Source organism: Amycolatopsis sp. NPDC051071, assembly GCF_040682875.1.
Lineage (GTDB): Bacteria > Actinomycetota > Actinomycetes > Mycobacteriales > Pseudonocardiaceae > Amycolatopsis.
The window spans coordinates 13,678-28,012 of sequence record NZ_JBFBBY010000063.1 but is presented as its reverse complement, the minus strand read 5'-3'; the positions used below and the strand labels follow the sequence as shown (position 1 = coordinate 28,012).

General features: G+C 67.1%; 17 protein-coding genes. 13 read left to right on the top strand and 4 right to left on the bottom strand.

Translation table 11 applies throughout. The features are described 5' to 3' along the window. Positions 1-117: 117 nt before the first annotated feature. Positions 118-2,079 carry a BTAD domain-containing putative transcriptional regulator gene (locus tag AB0M65_RS21155; protein ID WP_364029822.1) on the bottom strand — a complete coding sequence of 654 codons (1,962 nt, stop codon included), beginning with the start codon at positions 2,077-2,079 and terminating at the stop codon, positions 118-120. A 163-nt stretch (positions 2,080-2,242) separates the two neighbouring features. On the opposite strand from AB0M65_RS21155, the gene AB0M65_RS21150 reads away from it, so the two are divergent. The 8 genes from AB0M65_RS21150 (at position 2,243) to AB0M65_RS21115 (ending at position 7,943) form a co-directional block, all read left to right on the top strand. Continuing rightward, positions 2,243-4,303 carry a tachylectin-related carbohydrate-binding protein gene (locus AB0M65_RS21150; RefSeq protein ID WP_364029819.1) on the top strand — a complete coding sequence of 687 codons (2,061 nt, stop codon included), beginning with the start codon at positions 2,243-2,245 and terminating at the stop codon, positions 4,301-4,303. Positions 4,304-4,688: 385 nt separating this feature from the next. Next, positions 4,689-4,886, top strand: coding sequence for a hypothetical protein (locus tag AB0M65_RS21145; protein WP_364029816.1), 198 nt, complete (start codon positions 4,689-4,691; stop codon positions 4,884-4,886). Positions 4,887-4,891: 5 nt separating this feature from the next. After that, positions 4,892-5,932, top strand: a complete 1,041-nt coding sequence (locus AB0M65_RS21140; RefSeq protein WP_364029813.1) for a sigma-70 family RNA polymerase sigma factor — start codon at positions 4,892-4,894, stop codon at positions 5,930-5,932. Positions 5,933-6,250: 318 nt separating this feature from the next. After that, positions 6,251-6,490, top strand: a complete 240-nt coding sequence (locus AB0M65_RS21135; RefSeq protein WP_364029810.1) for a hypothetical protein — start codon at positions 6,251-6,253, stop codon at positions 6,488-6,490. 2 nt (positions 6,491-6,492) lie between these two features. Further along, positions 6,493-6,876, top strand: a complete 384-nt coding sequence (locus AB0M65_RS21130; RefSeq protein ID WP_364029807.1) for a sigma-70 family RNA polymerase sigma factor — start codon at positions 6,493-6,495, stop codon at positions 6,874-6,876. Positions 6,877-6,885: 9 nt separating this feature from the next. Then, complete coding sequence (locus tag AB0M65_RS21125; protein ID WP_364029804.1) at positions 6,886-7,044, top strand: sigma factor-like helix-turn-helix DNA-binding protein; 159 nt, start codon at positions 6,886-6,888, stop codon at positions 7,042-7,044. Next, positions 7,041-7,655, top strand: a complete 615-nt coding sequence (locus AB0M65_RS21120; protein ID WP_364029801.1) for a DUF742 domain-containing protein — start codon at positions 7,041-7,043, stop codon at positions 7,653-7,655. The genes AB0M65_RS21125 and AB0M65_RS21120 overlap by 4 nt, the downstream gene beginning before the upstream one ends. 36 nt (positions 7,656-7,691) lie before the next feature. Then, complete coding sequence (locus AB0M65_RS21115; protein WP_364029798.1) at positions 7,692-7,943, top strand: hypothetical protein; 252 nt, start codon at positions 7,692-7,694, stop codon at positions 7,941-7,943. Between the two features lie 1,249 nt (positions 7,944-9,192). Here AB0M65_RS21115 and ligD read toward each other — a convergent pair. Further along, positions 9,193-10,209 carry a non-homologous end-joining DNA ligase gene (gene ligD, locus AB0M65_RS21110; protein WP_364029795.1) on the bottom strand — a complete coding sequence of 339 codons (1,017 nt, stop codon included), beginning with the start codon at positions 10,207-10,209 and terminating at the stop codon, positions 9,193-9,195. 209 nt (positions 10,210-10,418) lie between these two features. Between ligD and AB0M65_RS21105 the strand changes: the two genes are divergently transcribed. Continuing rightward, on the top strand, positions 10,419-10,658 hold the full coding sequence (locus AB0M65_RS21105) for a hypothetical protein (RefSeq protein ID WP_364029792.1): 240 nt from the start codon (positions 10,419-10,421) through the stop codon (positions 10,656-10,658). Positions 10,659-10,902: 244 nt separating this feature from the next. Then, positions 10,903-11,304 carry a hypothetical protein gene (locus AB0M65_RS21100; RefSeq protein ID WP_364029789.1) on the top strand — a complete coding sequence of 134 codons (402 nt, stop codon included), beginning with the start codon at positions 10,903-10,905 and terminating at the stop codon, positions 11,302-11,304. A 61-nt stretch (positions 11,305-11,365) separates the two neighbouring features. On the opposite strand, the gene AB0M65_RS21095 is transcribed toward AB0M65_RS21100, so the two are convergent. Continuing rightward, entirely contained in the window at positions 11,366-11,608 is a 243-nt protein-coding gene (locus AB0M65_RS21095) for a hypothetical protein (RefSeq protein WP_364029786.1), read from the bottom strand. A gap of 276 nt (positions 11,609-11,884) precedes the next feature. Here AB0M65_RS21095 and AB0M65_RS21090 point away from each other — a divergent pair, with 276 nt between their 5' ends. The 3 genes from AB0M65_RS21090 to AB0M65_RS21080 all read left to right on the top strand — a co-directional run bounded on the left by AB0M65_RS21090 (position 11,885) and on the right by AB0M65_RS21080 (position 13,995). Continuing rightward, the gene (locus tag AB0M65_RS21090) at positions 11,885-12,874 is read left to right on the top strand and encodes a hypothetical protein (protein ID WP_364029783.1); all 990 of its coding nucleotides are present in this window, start codon (positions 11,885-11,887) and stop codon (positions 12,872-12,874) included. Continuing rightward, positions 12,865-13,239: a hypothetical protein gene (locus tag AB0M65_RS21085; protein WP_364029780.1), complete on the top strand. Its 375-nt coding sequence runs from the start codon at positions 12,865-12,867 to the stop codon at positions 13,237-13,239. The genes AB0M65_RS21090 and AB0M65_RS21085 overlap by 10 nt, the downstream gene beginning before the upstream one ends. 258 nt (positions 13,240-13,497) lie before the next feature. Continuing rightward, positions 13,498-13,995 (top strand): hypothetical protein, encoded by a 498-nt coding sequence (locus AB0M65_RS21080; RefSeq protein ID WP_364029777.1) that lies wholly within the window; start codon positions 13,498-13,500, stop codon positions 13,993-13,995. 18 nt (positions 13,996-14,013) lie between these two features. Here AB0M65_RS21080 and AB0M65_RS21075 read toward each other — a convergent pair whose 3' ends face one another. Next, positions 14,014-14,193, bottom strand: a complete 180-nt coding sequence (locus tag AB0M65_RS21075) for a hypothetical protein (protein WP_364029774.1) — start codon at positions 14,191-14,193, stop codon at positions 14,014-14,016. Between the last annotated feature and the right edge of the window lie 142 nt (positions 14,194-14,335).

The following is a 14,335-nucleotide window of genomic DNA, read 5'->3' as shown; positions in this document are numbered from 1 at the left end:
GGATCCGTCCCCCGGCTCGATGAGCCAGGCCGAACGAAAGCCTGCCGCCCACCGCTCGCGCCGCACTGTCCTCGCGCTAGCGCGCCGTTCCGGAAGCCCAGGTCCGCAGCGCCGGTCTCACCGCGGCACCGGTCTGCACCTGATTCCCAGCCCGGCCACCCCGTTGTTCCGCGCCTGTCCGGCCCCCGCCGACGGTCTGGTCTCGAGCAACGCCATCACTGCCCGCCCCGCGGACGAGGGACCGTCCGCGGCATAGGCGGAACTGAGATGGACGTCGGCCAACCGGTTCACCGCGGAGACCCGATCAGCCGCGTCGATGTCCACGGTGGCACGCTCGGCAGCGTACAGCCGAAGCAAGCCATGCATCTGGTAGCAGCCCCTGTGGTCTTGATGGAGCAAGGACGCGTCTTCCAGTTCCCGCAACACCTTGCGGACAGTGGAGGTGCCCGCCAAGCATTGGGCCGCTCGCCATGAGATGTCGGGGTCCGGCGCCAGGCTCAGGAGGCCGAGCAGCCGGACGGCCGGGGCACTCAAGGCGTCATAAGAGCACGAGAACACCGCGCGCAAATTCGTCGCGGACTCACCGGAGTCGATCGCGTCCAGCCGCGTGGACCTTTCCTTGAGTTCCTCGACCAGCGACCTCAGCGGCAACCCCGGGTTGGTCGCGGCTCGCGCGGCGACGACACTCAGCGCGAACGGCAACCCCGCACATCGCCGCTCCAGTTCGGCGACGAATTGTCGCTCCGCCGAGACCCGGCGTGCGCCGAGACAGCCGGTGAGCAACTGCCGCGCCTCGTCGGCGGCCAGCGTGTCCACGACCAGAGGGGCCGCGCCGTGTCTGGCGACCAGGCCCCCCATCCGGTGCCTGCCGGTAACTAGTACCACGCAGGATTCACCACCTGGCAACAAGGGCGCGACCTGAGTGGAGTCCCTGGCGTTGTCCAACACGATCACCATGCGCCGATCCGCGACCAGGCTCCGGTAAGCGGCCGTCCTGGCGTCGGCACCGGACGGGATTCGAGTCCGCTCCACCCCCAAGGACTCCAGCAGACCGTGCAGCGCCGACTCGGCGGGCAGCGGCGGGCCGGAGGGATCGAAGCCGCGCAGATCGACATAAAGCTGTCCGTCGGGGAAACGCGCGGCATTCCGCTGTGCCCATCGCAGGGCGAGCCAGGACTTGCCGGCACCGCCGATCCCGCTGATCGCCGCCAAACCATTTCCCTGAGCCAAAGCCGCGTCGAGCGCGCTCAGTTCCCGTACGCGACCGACGAACGAGCGGGGCACGGTCGGCAACTGACGAGGCACCCGTACCTCCACGTGCCTCGCCGGTCTCAGTGTGGCGGCCACCTCGTCCTGTTCCTTCGCACCCACCAGTTTCAAAGCCGGATCGCCGGCCAGGATCCGTTCGTGCAGATCCCGGAGTTCGGGCGAAGGATCGGCACCCAATTCCTTCGCCAGAGTGCGCCTGGTCCGCTCGTAGTGCTGAAGGGCTTCCGCGGAACGACCTGCCCGGTGCAGGGCCAGCATCAACAACGAGATGAACTCCTCCCGCAGCGGATTACCGCCCACCAGGACAGATAGCGGACCGATGGATTCGGCGTGCTTCCCGACGCTCAGGCGGGCGCTGAGATGACGCTGCTGCAAGCGGAGCCGCCATTCGCCGATGAGCTGTCCGTCGGTCGCCTGCAAGGACGGTACGTCGATATCGGCCAGCGCCTCGCCCCGCCACAGGCCCAGTGCCCGCGCGAGCAGCCGTGCCTCGCCGTCGAGGTCACCCTGTTCGGCCACATGTTCCGCCTCGGCCGCCAAACGCGTCGCCTCATCGACATCCACCTCGTCGGGTCCGACCTCGATCAGGTACCCCGGCGGCTTGGTGACGATCCGTTGCCCGAGAACACCCAGGCGCTGGCGCAGGCGCAGTACGATGGTCTGCAATCCCACCCTGGGCGAGGCCGGCGGGCACTCGGCCCAGAGCAGGTCGATCAGTTCCTCCGCCGACACGACCTTTCCCGCACGCAGAACCAACACAGCGAGCAGGATCCGCTGTTTGGCAGCGGGAACCGGAACAAGCCTTCCCACCGACCACACTTCGACCGGTCCCAGAATCGTGAATCGGGCAGCATCAGACACCAGTCCCCCCAGATCACTACGCGGAGATCATCCAGTAATCGCGAGAGTAACGCCGAGGACAGCGCGCGGATAGCCTGGCGCTAGCGGTAATGGGCACGCTTCGGCTCGTTTGGTGCCGCCCGGTACCACGCTGTCCTTCAGCGCAAACGGCACGAATGGGACCGCTATGCAAAGCTCCGGAGCTCGAAGAACAGTGACCCGCGCCCTTACGGCCGTAGCGTTGGTGATCTCCTTCACGCCGCTGGCGCAGCAAGCAGCGAACGCCGAGGTCGCACCACTTGCGGCGCAGTGTTCCCCGGCCACTCTCTGGTCGGTGCGCGACGACGGAAACCTGTGGAAGTACCAGCACAACGACCCGGCGAACGGAACATACAACTGGGTGCAGCCGTCGGCCGCGGTCGGCAATGGCTGGGCCAACGCCAGGGCCCTGGCCGCCCCCGGCGGCATCCTTTACGCCATCGTCCACCGCGTACCGGGCGATGGCCTCCCGTGGAACGAGGGCGACCTCGTGCGCTGGCGGTGGACGGGAACCGGGTGGGAAGGCCAGGGTGCCGTCCAGGACCAGCCCTGGGTGGGCTGGCACGACCCCGCTTACCGCAACCGGATCACCATCGACCAAAACGGCGACTTTTTCACCGACGAAACCGACGGCAACCTTCACTGGCATCGCTACGACCCGGTCGGCAAGACCTGGGATCACCGCACCATCGATTCCGGCTGGGACAAGTTCGACTCCATCACCGCGGCCGGCGACGGCGTTCTATACGCTCGGACCCCGGGCGGCCAACTGTTCCGCTTCCAGTACGACGCGGCTTCCCAGCGCTGGACTCAGCGTTACAAGTTCGTGGGCGGCGGCTGGGAGATGTTCAAGCAGATTTTCTCCCCAGGTGGTGACATTCTCTACGGTCGCGGAGCCAGCGGCCTCGACCCGGGGTCCGGGGTGGTTCAACCGGTCCTGCGCTGGTATCGGTACTTCCCGGACACCGAGACCTGGGCGCCGGGCGCTTCCGACGGCAGCGGCAAGATCGTGGGAACGGGCTGGAACACCGAACTCGACATCACCGCCCAACCCGACAGCTGCAAGCAGGACACCTCCGTCACCCCTCAGCGTCCGGCGGTGCCGACCGTGACAGGCGCGGCCAGCACGGTCTTCCAAACCCCCGACGGACGGCTACAGCATTTCTGGGTCGACAACAACCACAAGCTCGTCCACGGTGATCAACCCGATCCCGGAACCTTGCAGATGAACAAGACCACCTTCACCGGGTATCAGTCGTTCACCGGCAGGTCAGCGGCCGCGCAAAACGCCGACGGGAGTCTCCAGGCGCTCGCGCTCGGCACCGACAGTGAGATTCGCGGCGACCGTCGAACCGGGCAGGTATGGGGACCGCTCGTGTCCTTGAGCGGATTCCTTGCTGGCCCCCCGACCTTGGCCATCGGACCGAGCAACGTCCTCTACGCCTTCGCAGTCGACGGCCAAGGGCAACTGTGGGCCCGACCGGGTACCGGTCAGAACGGACCATTGACCGCGTGGCGCCCGCTCGGTGGCAACAACTTGTCGGTCACACCTCCCACGGTCGTGCGTAACGGGGCGAACCTCCAAGTAGTCGTCCTGGACAAGAACGGCTTCTACCAGACCGCCACGTACCACCCGGCCGCCAATCCGGCCGACGGCACCCTCGGCCCGTGGAGCGGTCTCGGTGGTGTGAAGTCCACCGGCCCGGCCGCCGCCGTGGTCGCGCTGGACAACCAGATTCAGGTTTTCGCCCGTTCCGTCGACGGCTCCGTCGCTTCCACGCGCCAGACCAATGGGGTGTTCACCGGCCAGTGGAACCCGATCCCCGGCCTCACCGCGTCCGGTCCCGTCTCGGCCACGATGTCTGCCACGTCCCGGATCGAAATCGCGGCCCGCGGACCGATGGGCTTCATCCACTCCACCGGCCAGACCGCCCCGTCCAGCTCGGACTTCAGACCCTGGACCACGGTCGCGCCGACTCAGATCACCACCGATCCTGTCGTGCTCAGTTACGCCAACCAGGCCACCAACCAACTCGTGTTCATCGCTCGAGACACCGCTGACCAGACCTACGTCTGGACGATGGCAACCCCAACCGCGGCGATCACGCCCGAACGCTCCGTCACCGCCACCGGCGGAAAGCTCGCGATCGGCTAGGTCGCGGTATTCGAGAACCCGTCATCTTACGTCGAGAGGTTTAGCAGCCGAGCCGCAACGGTCCGGTCAGCTCGGCGGGCCGGCATAGCGAAGCCCACCGTCCTCAGTCTCTTTGGCCGGAGCGCGGAGCGGTGGGCTTCCCCTTCGAGTACCGGAGACCGGGCCTCGAGGTGAGGACCGCGCAGGTCCTCTCACTACACAGGTGCTGGATCTCGGAGGATTTGAACACCAACACGTGTGTGATGCATGTCACACCAGAGGGGTTCGTTGAGTATTGGTGTGACCCGCCACACTAAGTGGGCAGTGCCCACTTGTCCTCAGTCTCTTTGGCCGGAGCGCGGGGAAGAGCGGGCGTTCCCTTCGAGTCCGACAACTGGAGATCGAGATGTTGCATTTGTTTCCGCCCATGCCCATGGGCGGTCCTGAGAGACCGTTCCCGCGTTCCGGTGCTGCCGGGTCGGTCATCGTCATTTTGCTGATCATCAGCCAGTGGCAGCCGGATCAGGCCGCTGCATTATTCGGCGTGCTCGCGATGGTCACAGTGCTGTCGTTAGTGCTCGCCTGGCTCCCGCGCCAGGCCTGATCCTGATGGGCGCGGCGGCCGCCATGGACCCGGTCCAGCCTTCTGCACGGCAGGGGCAGGTCCGGGCGGTCGTCGTGCCCGCAGCATGGGATGGCCTGACCGGTCCCGCTCTGCACGCCGCGCTCCTGGCGGCCGCCCGCCGCGGGGACAACGACGCGATGACTCGGCTGGTCGGGGAGTTGACCCCGCTGGTGTGGCATGTCGCCCGCGGCAACGGATGCGAACGCGATCAGGCCGAAGTCATCGTGCAGAACACCTGGCTCGCCCTGCTCCGCCAGTGGGACAACATCCGGGACTCCCGGGCCCTGGCCGGGTGGCTGATCACCACCGCCCGGCGGGAAGCGCAGCGTCTCCGCCAGGGCGAGGCGCGGACGGGCCCGCTGACCGACGACCTGGTCGAGACCGTGAGCAGCGGCGACCCCGCCCCGGACGAGCAGGCCTTGCAGGCCGAGCGCGACCGGCGGCTCTGGCGCGCCTTCGCGAAACTCTCCAAGCGAGACCAGGAACTGCTGCGGCTCCTGGTAGTGAACAAGTACTCCCACAAGGACGTAGCCAAGACGCTGGGCCTGTCCGTCGGCTCGGTCGGGCCCACCCGAGGCCGGGCGGTGGAACGCCTGCGGAAACTGCTCGACGACGAGGAGGCCACGCATCCCGTCGACGCCGCCCTTGTCGACCGCCTGCGCGCGGCCGGCTTCACCGGCCCGGAGTTCGACCAGTTCGCCGAGCGGGTCATCGCCCACGCCCAGCCACTCATCCGGACCTGGATCACCACCGGCGACATCTTCCGCAAGGCCACCCGCGCCGGGCGCACCATGCTCCGCATGCCTGAGAACCTCACCGCCGATGAAGCCGAGGACCTCGCCCGGGACACCGTCTTCACCGCCTGGACCACGCTCATCACCGACCTCGAACAGCACCGCTGGACCCCGGACACCGCGCTCAACGACCACTACCTCGACCTGTGCGTCCGCAGCTTCCCTCCGATCTATCACGGCCACCTCAAGAACCGGCGCACACCGAAAACGAGCCGACGCGCACCCCGGTGAGGACCTTCCTGAACCCTTCGCGCCACCTTGCTGTCCCTCGTCAACAGCGATGAGTCGGCGATCCCGTGGAGGCGCACTGCCGTCATCGACCTCCGTCCCTCAGCCGGATCGGCCGGCGCCGGCGCGGGTTCGCGGGGCCCGACGGCATCGTCGCCGCCCGGTGCGCGCAATCGTGGCCCCGGCCGAAGACGACAGTCGCGTCCTCCTCGCCAGGGCCCACACGCATCTGGAACATTTTCCTCGGCCTTGTAGACAGAAAGGGACGCTCGATCCGAGGTGTGGTTATACGACGCGGCGAGGGGACGTGATGAGGTGAACATGTGGTCGGTTCTCATCGTCAGCGTCGTCTCCAGCGGCTGCGCGGTGGCACGGATGTTGATCTCGCTGCGGCGGTACCGGTTGCGACGGGACAGCCTCGAACGCGTGGTGACCGCGGCCGGGCCGGGAACACGGATCGTGGACCACGATGTCGACGGGGTGATCATGGTGACGGTGCACCGCACACCGCTGGACCCCGAAAGATCGTCGACGGTGCCCGAAGAGCCGATGGCCTCATGATTATGGACCGCCACCGTGTCCCCGTACTCGAGGAGGCCTTCGAGGCCTTCTACGAGGCGACGGTCGGCCGGACCTATGCGGCGATCTACCGCGTGGCGGGCGGGGACGAGTTCCTGGCGCGTGACGCGGTCCAGGAGGCCTACCTCGCGCTGTGGAAGCTCTGGCCCGATCGCGGCTGCCGGGCCATCGAGGACAACCGCAGGTACGTGCAGAAGATCGCCGTGCACAAGATCCTCGACGTGTACCGGACCCGCTGGTGGCAGGTCGAGTTCGACAACGACCTCGCCGTGCCGGACGCGGACACGGTGTTCGACGAGATCCTCGACGAGCTGTCCGTGTGGGCGCTGGTGCGGCAGCTGCTGTCCCGGCAGCCTCCCCGGCGCTAGGTCGTCGGGGTGCTGTTCTTCCTGGAAGACCTGACCGATCAGGAGATCGCGGCGGTCCTCGGGATCAGCCCGTCGACCGTGAGAACCCACATCGACCGCTTACATGCTGTCTTCGCACCCCACCGGGAGCGCATCATCGAGTTGAGCCGAGGAGGTGAGCAGCGGTGACCGAACCCGACGACACGACCCGGAACCTGCTACGCCGCGCACACCAGGCCGATCCCCAGCCGCCGGTGTTCGACGTCGCGGCCGGACTCGCGGACCTGCGCGCCCGTGTCACCCTCGACGACACGCTCTGGAGTCCTGACGATCTGCTCGCCGGCGTGCTGGTCCCGTTGGCCGACCGCGGCACGCGGCCGGTGTCCGACGAAGCCTTCTCGCCAGCCATCGACGCCGCCGGGACCGATGACACCACCGGCAGCCGGCTGGGTGTCTCAGGACCGCACCCCATCACCGGCGGACCGTCCCAGCCCGCGCGGGAACCCCGGCTCGAGACACTGCTCACCACCGCCGAAGATGTGCAGGCCCACGACCTCGCCAGCGCCAGCACCGTGGAGCTGCTGATCGTCGAGCTGTGCGAGCGACCCCGGGCACTCGCGGAGATCGCCGCGATCCTGACCACCCCCATCGACGTCATCCGGAACGCCGCGGCCGGCCTGGCCGACCGTGGTGTGGTGTACATCCACGAACCCGACGACCACCCCGACGGCGGCCCGAAACCGTCCACCCTCGAGCGAGTTCTACAGGGCCTCGAAGCACTCGGGCACTACACGGAATGACCCGCAACCGCCCTAGGACAGGGAGTAAGTCCGCAAGTGTTCGGGAAACAATCGGCGCTGAACGGCTGCGCAGGCGCGGTTCTGGGGGTGGCCTTACTCGGTGTTGGCCTGCTCGGTGGCGAAATCGGTCTGGTCGCTGCTGTCGTCGCCGCGGACACTCTGGGGGTCGGGCTGGCCGTCGCAGGCCTCGCCGGTGCCGGTGCCGGTGCCGGTGCCGGTGCCGGTGCCGGTGCCGGTGCCGGTGCCGGTGCCGACGGTCTCACCATCGACAGTAAGGCGTGTTCATGACCACCACCTCCTGGATCGGCATCGCAGTCCTGCTGGCCGCGATCCTGCTCGGAGTGACCGCAATTTTGCGTAGCAAGAACAGGCGATCGAAATGACGATCAGCAACGCGTCACCGCCCAACGTGAGTTGGCCACGCCGCCACCTCCGCCACGCCCAAGGTGCCGGTTAAGCCTTAAACAAGACGGCGCACGGCGGAACCGGGAGCTCGGCGTGCTGGTTTTCCTCGCGGTCACGATGCCCACCGCGACGCCGCCGGTCATGGGCGGACGGTTCTCCCCACCGCTGCCCGCCCCCGCAAAACACCCGGAAACCGAATAAGACCGACCCTAGAACCCAGAAGGTCGAGAGGCCCGGCGGCCGGTGCGCTGCCGGGCCCCTCGACGTCGGGGATCGACGGCCGAACACGAACACCCAGCAGACAGGGCACGAGGTTTCGCGAGGTCACGGTGTTCGGAAACCCGTTCGTTCACGTCGAGAGACTCGACAGCCGAGGCGCAGCGTTCGCGAGCCGGACATAGCGAAGCCCACCGTCCTCAGTCTCTTTGGCCGGAGCGCGGAACGATGGGCTTCCCCTTCGAGTACCGGAAACCGGGCCTCGAGGCGAGGACCGCGCAGGTCCTCTCACTACACAGGTGCTGAATCGCAGAGGATTTGAACACAAATACGTGTGTGATGCATGTCACATAGCAAGGTGAGCGCGCTCAGTGCAAGGCCGAGGAACGCCTGCGCAAGCAGCGCCCCTCACCACCACGGCCGACGACGTGCCGGATCGGGAGACCCAGAACGACCCGGCCCCGGAACCGGCGCCCGAGTTCGGTCTCGTCCCGGTCATCAGTGACCAGGGCCTCGTAGACATCTGCGCAGCCGGGAACGTCACGAACCGCCGCTCGCGGAGGCCCCGGCCGACTTCTGACCGAGACCCGAAGATCGGTGCTGGGCGAGGCGTTCGGCGGATAGATCTGGCGTCCCGCCGGCCGCAGTGCTTTGGACCGGCGGGACCAGAGCGTTGCTCGCGGGTTGAACAAGGCCCTCACTCAAGAGTGTCCACCCTCGCGTACGGCAAACGGACTACACCCCGGCCTTCGGAGCGTCGCGAGCAGCATCCGATCGGTCGTCACCGCGCCACACCGGGCGGGTGTGTACTGGGAGCGCTGCCCCGGTCTGGCCCTCGCCTCGTGTAGCCGGCCGCCGGGCATGCTCTCCCTCGCCGCACCGCGATGGTTGTCCGGCGGTCCGCTCCACCAGTCGCTCAGTCCGGCACGGGAACCGCGACGTCGGCCGGGTTCTTGTCTGGGCGCCATCCGCGCCAGGCGGTGTGGCGGAGCCGGTGCTCGCGCGGTGTGAACTGGCGGTAGACGACCTCTCCGACGAGTTTCGGTGTCACCCAGTTCGCGCCCCTGGCGCGGTCCTGCGGCACGCCGCCGGCGAACGGGCTGGTCTTGCGGGCCAGCGGGGCGAGTTTCTCCCGGGCGGCCATGAGGGCCTGGTGGCTGAAGCCGGTGCCGACGTCTCCGATGTAGGCCAGGCCGCCGGTGGCGGGGTCGTGGGCGCCGAGCAGCAGCGCGCCGATCATCCCGTCGCGGCGGCCCTGCCCGGGACGCCACCCGCACACCACGACCTCCAGGGTCTGGATCAGCGGGTGCTTGATCCACTCCGGCGAGCGCCGTCCCGGGTGATACGTCGAGCTGATCGCTTTCACCATCAGGCCTTCGAGACCGCGGTTCTTCGCGACGTCGAGCAGATCATGCGGGGACATGCCGGTCGCCGAGAGGTCGGCGTGGCTGTAGGACGGGGGGATCGCGACGAGGTTCCTGTCCGGCGGCTCGATCCTCTCCAGCACTGTCCGCCGCTGCTCACAAGGCGCGTCCAGCAGCCGGTCGCCGCCGAGCAGCAGGACGTCGAACACGAAATACGGCACGGGCACCTCGCCGCCGGCGTCGTAGTTCTGCAGCAGCCCGAAGTCCGGGCGGCCGTGGTCGCCGAGCGCGACGATCTCGCCGTCGAGCGCCGCCTGGCGACCCCGCATCGCGTCGCCCAGGGCGTCGCCGAGGATGGGGAACCGGCGGGTGAAGTCTTGGTCGTTGCGGCTAGTCAGTCTCGTCGTTCCGTCGGTGGCGACCCGCATCACCGCTCGGTAGCCGTCCCATTTGAATTCATAGGCGTAGCGCGGGTCGTCCGGCAGCTGCTTCTGCGCCGGGGTCGCGAGCATGGGCTCGATGAACGCCGGCACCCGCGACTCGGCATCACCTGCGGTGTTCTGTGCCATGACGGCCTCCGTGCCCTGGCCTCGGCCGTTTGACGGTCGCGCCTCCCTGCGACTGACGGTAACCCGAATGGTGCAGTACCGCCGGTTTTCTCTGCCGTACATCCTGTTGACCACGGTTTTCGTCGTCACAGCTGGACACGCTCTGTTACACGCACTGCCGCGTGGACGACATACGAGCGAATGAGACCGAACAGGGAGGTGCGCGCCGGGTGCGGAGCGAGCGGGATGTCCAGCCGCGCTGGGAACCACGGACCGTGGTCGTCGACGATCCTCGCGGTCCGGACAGGGCTGTGCTCTATCCCGGGATCTCCCTCACCCGTCGCGAGAACGGGTACGTCGTCGACGAGACCTGGCTCCCTGTCGGCGAGGCCGAGCCCACCGTCGCCGACGACGAGGCCCTGTTCGCCGCGATGCACGCCGCGTGGCGCTGGTCTGCGTCCGCCGCCTGAACGAGTGGTTTCCTACCCCTCGCGAACCTGGGTAGATCTGCGGGGATCCCCTCCGAGACAGGGATCGGCCAGGCCGCGGCGCAACATCCCCTGCTCGCGCCGCCGGGCCGCTGTGGCCGGTTCCCCGGTGTGCACGCACCAGGGAACCGGCCGCTTCCACCTCCGCCCCCGGCAGCCTCGTCTCGGGATCACCCGTCGGTGTCCTGAGTGGACAGTGCTGTTCGGTGCGGCGACGCTGGACATCGTGGACAAGACCACCTGGCCCGCGTTCCCGGCCCGGCGCGGCGTCGATCTCGGTGACGAGGTCTGGCTTAGCCCGTACCGCCCTCGCCATGACGAGACGGTCACCTTCCACGTCCACCGGATCTACCGGGCCGGTACCGAGATCGGCACCATCGACTACCAGGTCTGCCACGCCTGCCGGACCGCGCTGATCGGCGAACTCGACCTCTCCGAGCAGGTCCGGCGGCACGGGATCGGCACACGCGTCCTGGACCAGCTCCGCCGCGACCTGCCCAACTATCGATGGGCGATCACCCCGGAGAAGCCTGCGGCCCGGCCGTTCTGGGACTGGATCCGGGCCGCCCATCCCGGCGAATATGGCCTCGGCGGCCGTCCACTGGGCTGTGCCCACCTGCTCTTCTGACCCCAGCACCCGGACGAGGCGGGTCAGCGACCCGCCTCGTCCGGGTCAGGTTCGAGCGGGATCATCGCGAACAGCCCAGCGACACCAGCTTCCGGCGAACCGGGATCGAGGCCACCACCGTCAGCGACCGCTGCTCGGCCGCGCAGCGCTGCGCCACGGCCAGGAGCGGGACGACGGCCTCCATCGCCAGGAACGTCACCTTCGACAGGTCCAGTACCACCGCGCCCGTCGCACGCAGGGCCGGACCGAACAGACCACGCACCGTCACGCCGTCGACCAGCTCGTCGGCAGCGGACACCACCACAGGCGTCACGGCAACCGGGCCATCCCGAGGATCCGTGACGATGCTCACCTGCACTTCGTCGGAGAATCACCAGTACCCGTTACCCCACGGTCAGAACAATGCGCCGGTGACCGTGCCATCGAGCCCGAGATCGTGGATTCGGATCGCGGCCGCTGCCCAGCCGAGGCGGCACCGTGTCGCGACCCCGCCGGACAGTCGCTCTCCCCTTCGTCTACCGTACGGCCGTTGACGTGGTACATTTACGGTCAAATCTAGGGGTAAACAAGGAGGGTTGAATTGCTCGATGGATTGACTCCGGGCACGCATCTGCCGCGTCGGGAGATTCACCAGCGTTTTGGCGGCAGGCCGCAGAGCGGGATAAGCCCGTCCAGCCGCGCCCGCGTGGTCATGTTCTTCGCTGTGACCGATTCACCTGTGGGAGCTGGCTTCTTCGGCGGCTTGGGCGATGACGGGTATCTGCACTACTTCGGCGAAGGGCAGAGCGGCGACCAGCAGTTCACCCAGGGAAACAAGGCCGTCCTGAACCACCAGCAAGATGGCCGGAGCCTGGAGGGGTTCGTTTCCGGTCCGACCGGTACCACGTACCTGGGCGAGTTCATACTCGCTGACTACTACCGAGTGGACGCCCCCGACCCGACCAACCCGCACCTACAGCGCCAGGTCATCGTGTTCCGGCTGAAGCCACTAGGCGATCTACCGGTCAGCCTCCCCATGGCGCCCTATGCCCTTGCCCAAGCACCTCGCATCGAAGCAGCCCCCCTCATCCCACACACGGAGCGGAACCAGAATCTGCGTCGCAGCTCGCGCGCCGAGAAAAACGAGCTAGCCGATCGTTACACGCAGCACCTCCAACGGATCGGCCACAAGACCAGCATGCTCAGCTTCCTACCCTCCGAGGAAGCACAACCGTTCAGCCCGAGCCTGTGGGACGACACTGCACGTGAGCTGGTCGAGATCAAGGCACAGGTCACCCGAGATCAAATCCGCAGTGCCATCGGATCGCTGCTGGACTGCGCTCGATTCGTCGACGCGGCAGCCCTCGTGCTGCTCGTGCCCACACGACCCCGACCAGACCTTCTGGCCCTGCTCAAGCACACCGGCATCACCGTCGTCTACGAGGACGACAACGGCTGGGTCCGCGAGGAACCCGCCACCGACAACACCAGCCCAGCCGCTGGAGCGGGCCCAGTGTCGACGGCACCAGCGTCTCTCGCCCTGGGCACTGGTGACAGCGACTCCGACGAGGGGATCACCTCATGGCCGTAGCCGCGTTGATGATCTGCGGCGCTCTGGCCCTCACGGCCCTGGGCGCCGTGGTCGTGCTGCGTCTCGACCGCAACGCGACCCTGCGCTCCGTGAAAGTGAAAGCACAGGCATGGAAGACCATCAACATCGACTTCCACCTCGAACGTGACGCCGACAAGACCGACACACCCACCGCCGACGCACCGAGTATCACCGCCACCAAGGAAGCCATCCCCACAGCGGTCAGCCCGAAAGCGACCACACCCCCAGCCAACGACGAATCCGCACGACCTACACCGCAGTCTCGGCACCGTTCTACGCGCAGCCCTTCAGCTCAACCGACAACGACGCAAGACGCTGGCCCCCACCGACCAATCGGTGCCTAACGGAGGCGCGCAAAAAAGTTCAGCGTTCCGCCGGGGACATCGTCGTCCACCAAGCACTCCGGAGTCGGCGGCCACCAGCTCGACAACCACCCACTCACACGAGTTCCGCCCCCTGCAGCCCCCGCTCCGCTGTAACACGCTCAGGGGCGCACCCGAGTTCTCCTCATGTTCAGATGGCAACGAGAACGGGGCTGGGCGTGACGGGACGCGAAGCACACGGAACCAGCGCTGATCGCCGAAGCCGACAACGATCCTGGTTTGGCTACCGAGCTGCTTCTCGCGGAATACAAGGCACTACGCGATGAGATCGTGAAGAAAATGGATCACCGGACAGCCCTGGTCGTCTGCTCGGTAACGGTCAGCTCCGCCGTGCTCGGCTTCGGGATCGATCGTAAGAGCGCTCCGCTGCTGCTGGTGTCACCACTAGTGTCGCTGCTGCTGGGCATCCTCATCCTATTCACCAATTCGCAGATCGGCATGGCCTCGGACTACCTCCGTACACGGTTCGACGACCCACTCATCACTCCGCGCCACAAGCAGGTCGGCTGGCACGCCTCGAACATGCGCATTGCTTACAGGTTCGGGCTCCAGACACTAAACTTTCGGATCCCGCTGGCGCTGATCGCGGGCTCCCCGGTCGTAGTGTCCGTGCCCATAGCGCTGTCGAACATCGGTAGTTGGGCGACAACGACACCGATCTTAGTCGTCGTTCTGTTACTGCTGATCGTGTACACAGTTCAGACATTCACGCTCTGAGCTGAGCGCGCTCTAGGTTCAAGCGATGACCCCCGTTGTCTTCAAATTGGCATTCAAGGCCGGGTAGCTGTAGTGGTGGTCGATCATCGGCGAGTTTTCACCGGCGAAGAGCGCGGCGATCCTGAGCCAGATGTGGATGTTGTCCAGCCGCGGCGATTCCGATAGCGCAACTCCCGGACCTGTCGTCCAGCTCGCCACCCTCTTGACCCGCTCATCGCGGCACCGCCAGACAGGGCCGAGGTGGTGTTTGCCGGGAGCCTGGAGTGAACCCGTCCGCCGCGAGCGCGGGACCGTCGCCTGAATTCCGGCAACGGGGTTTTCCAGCCGTTTCGCAGACCGT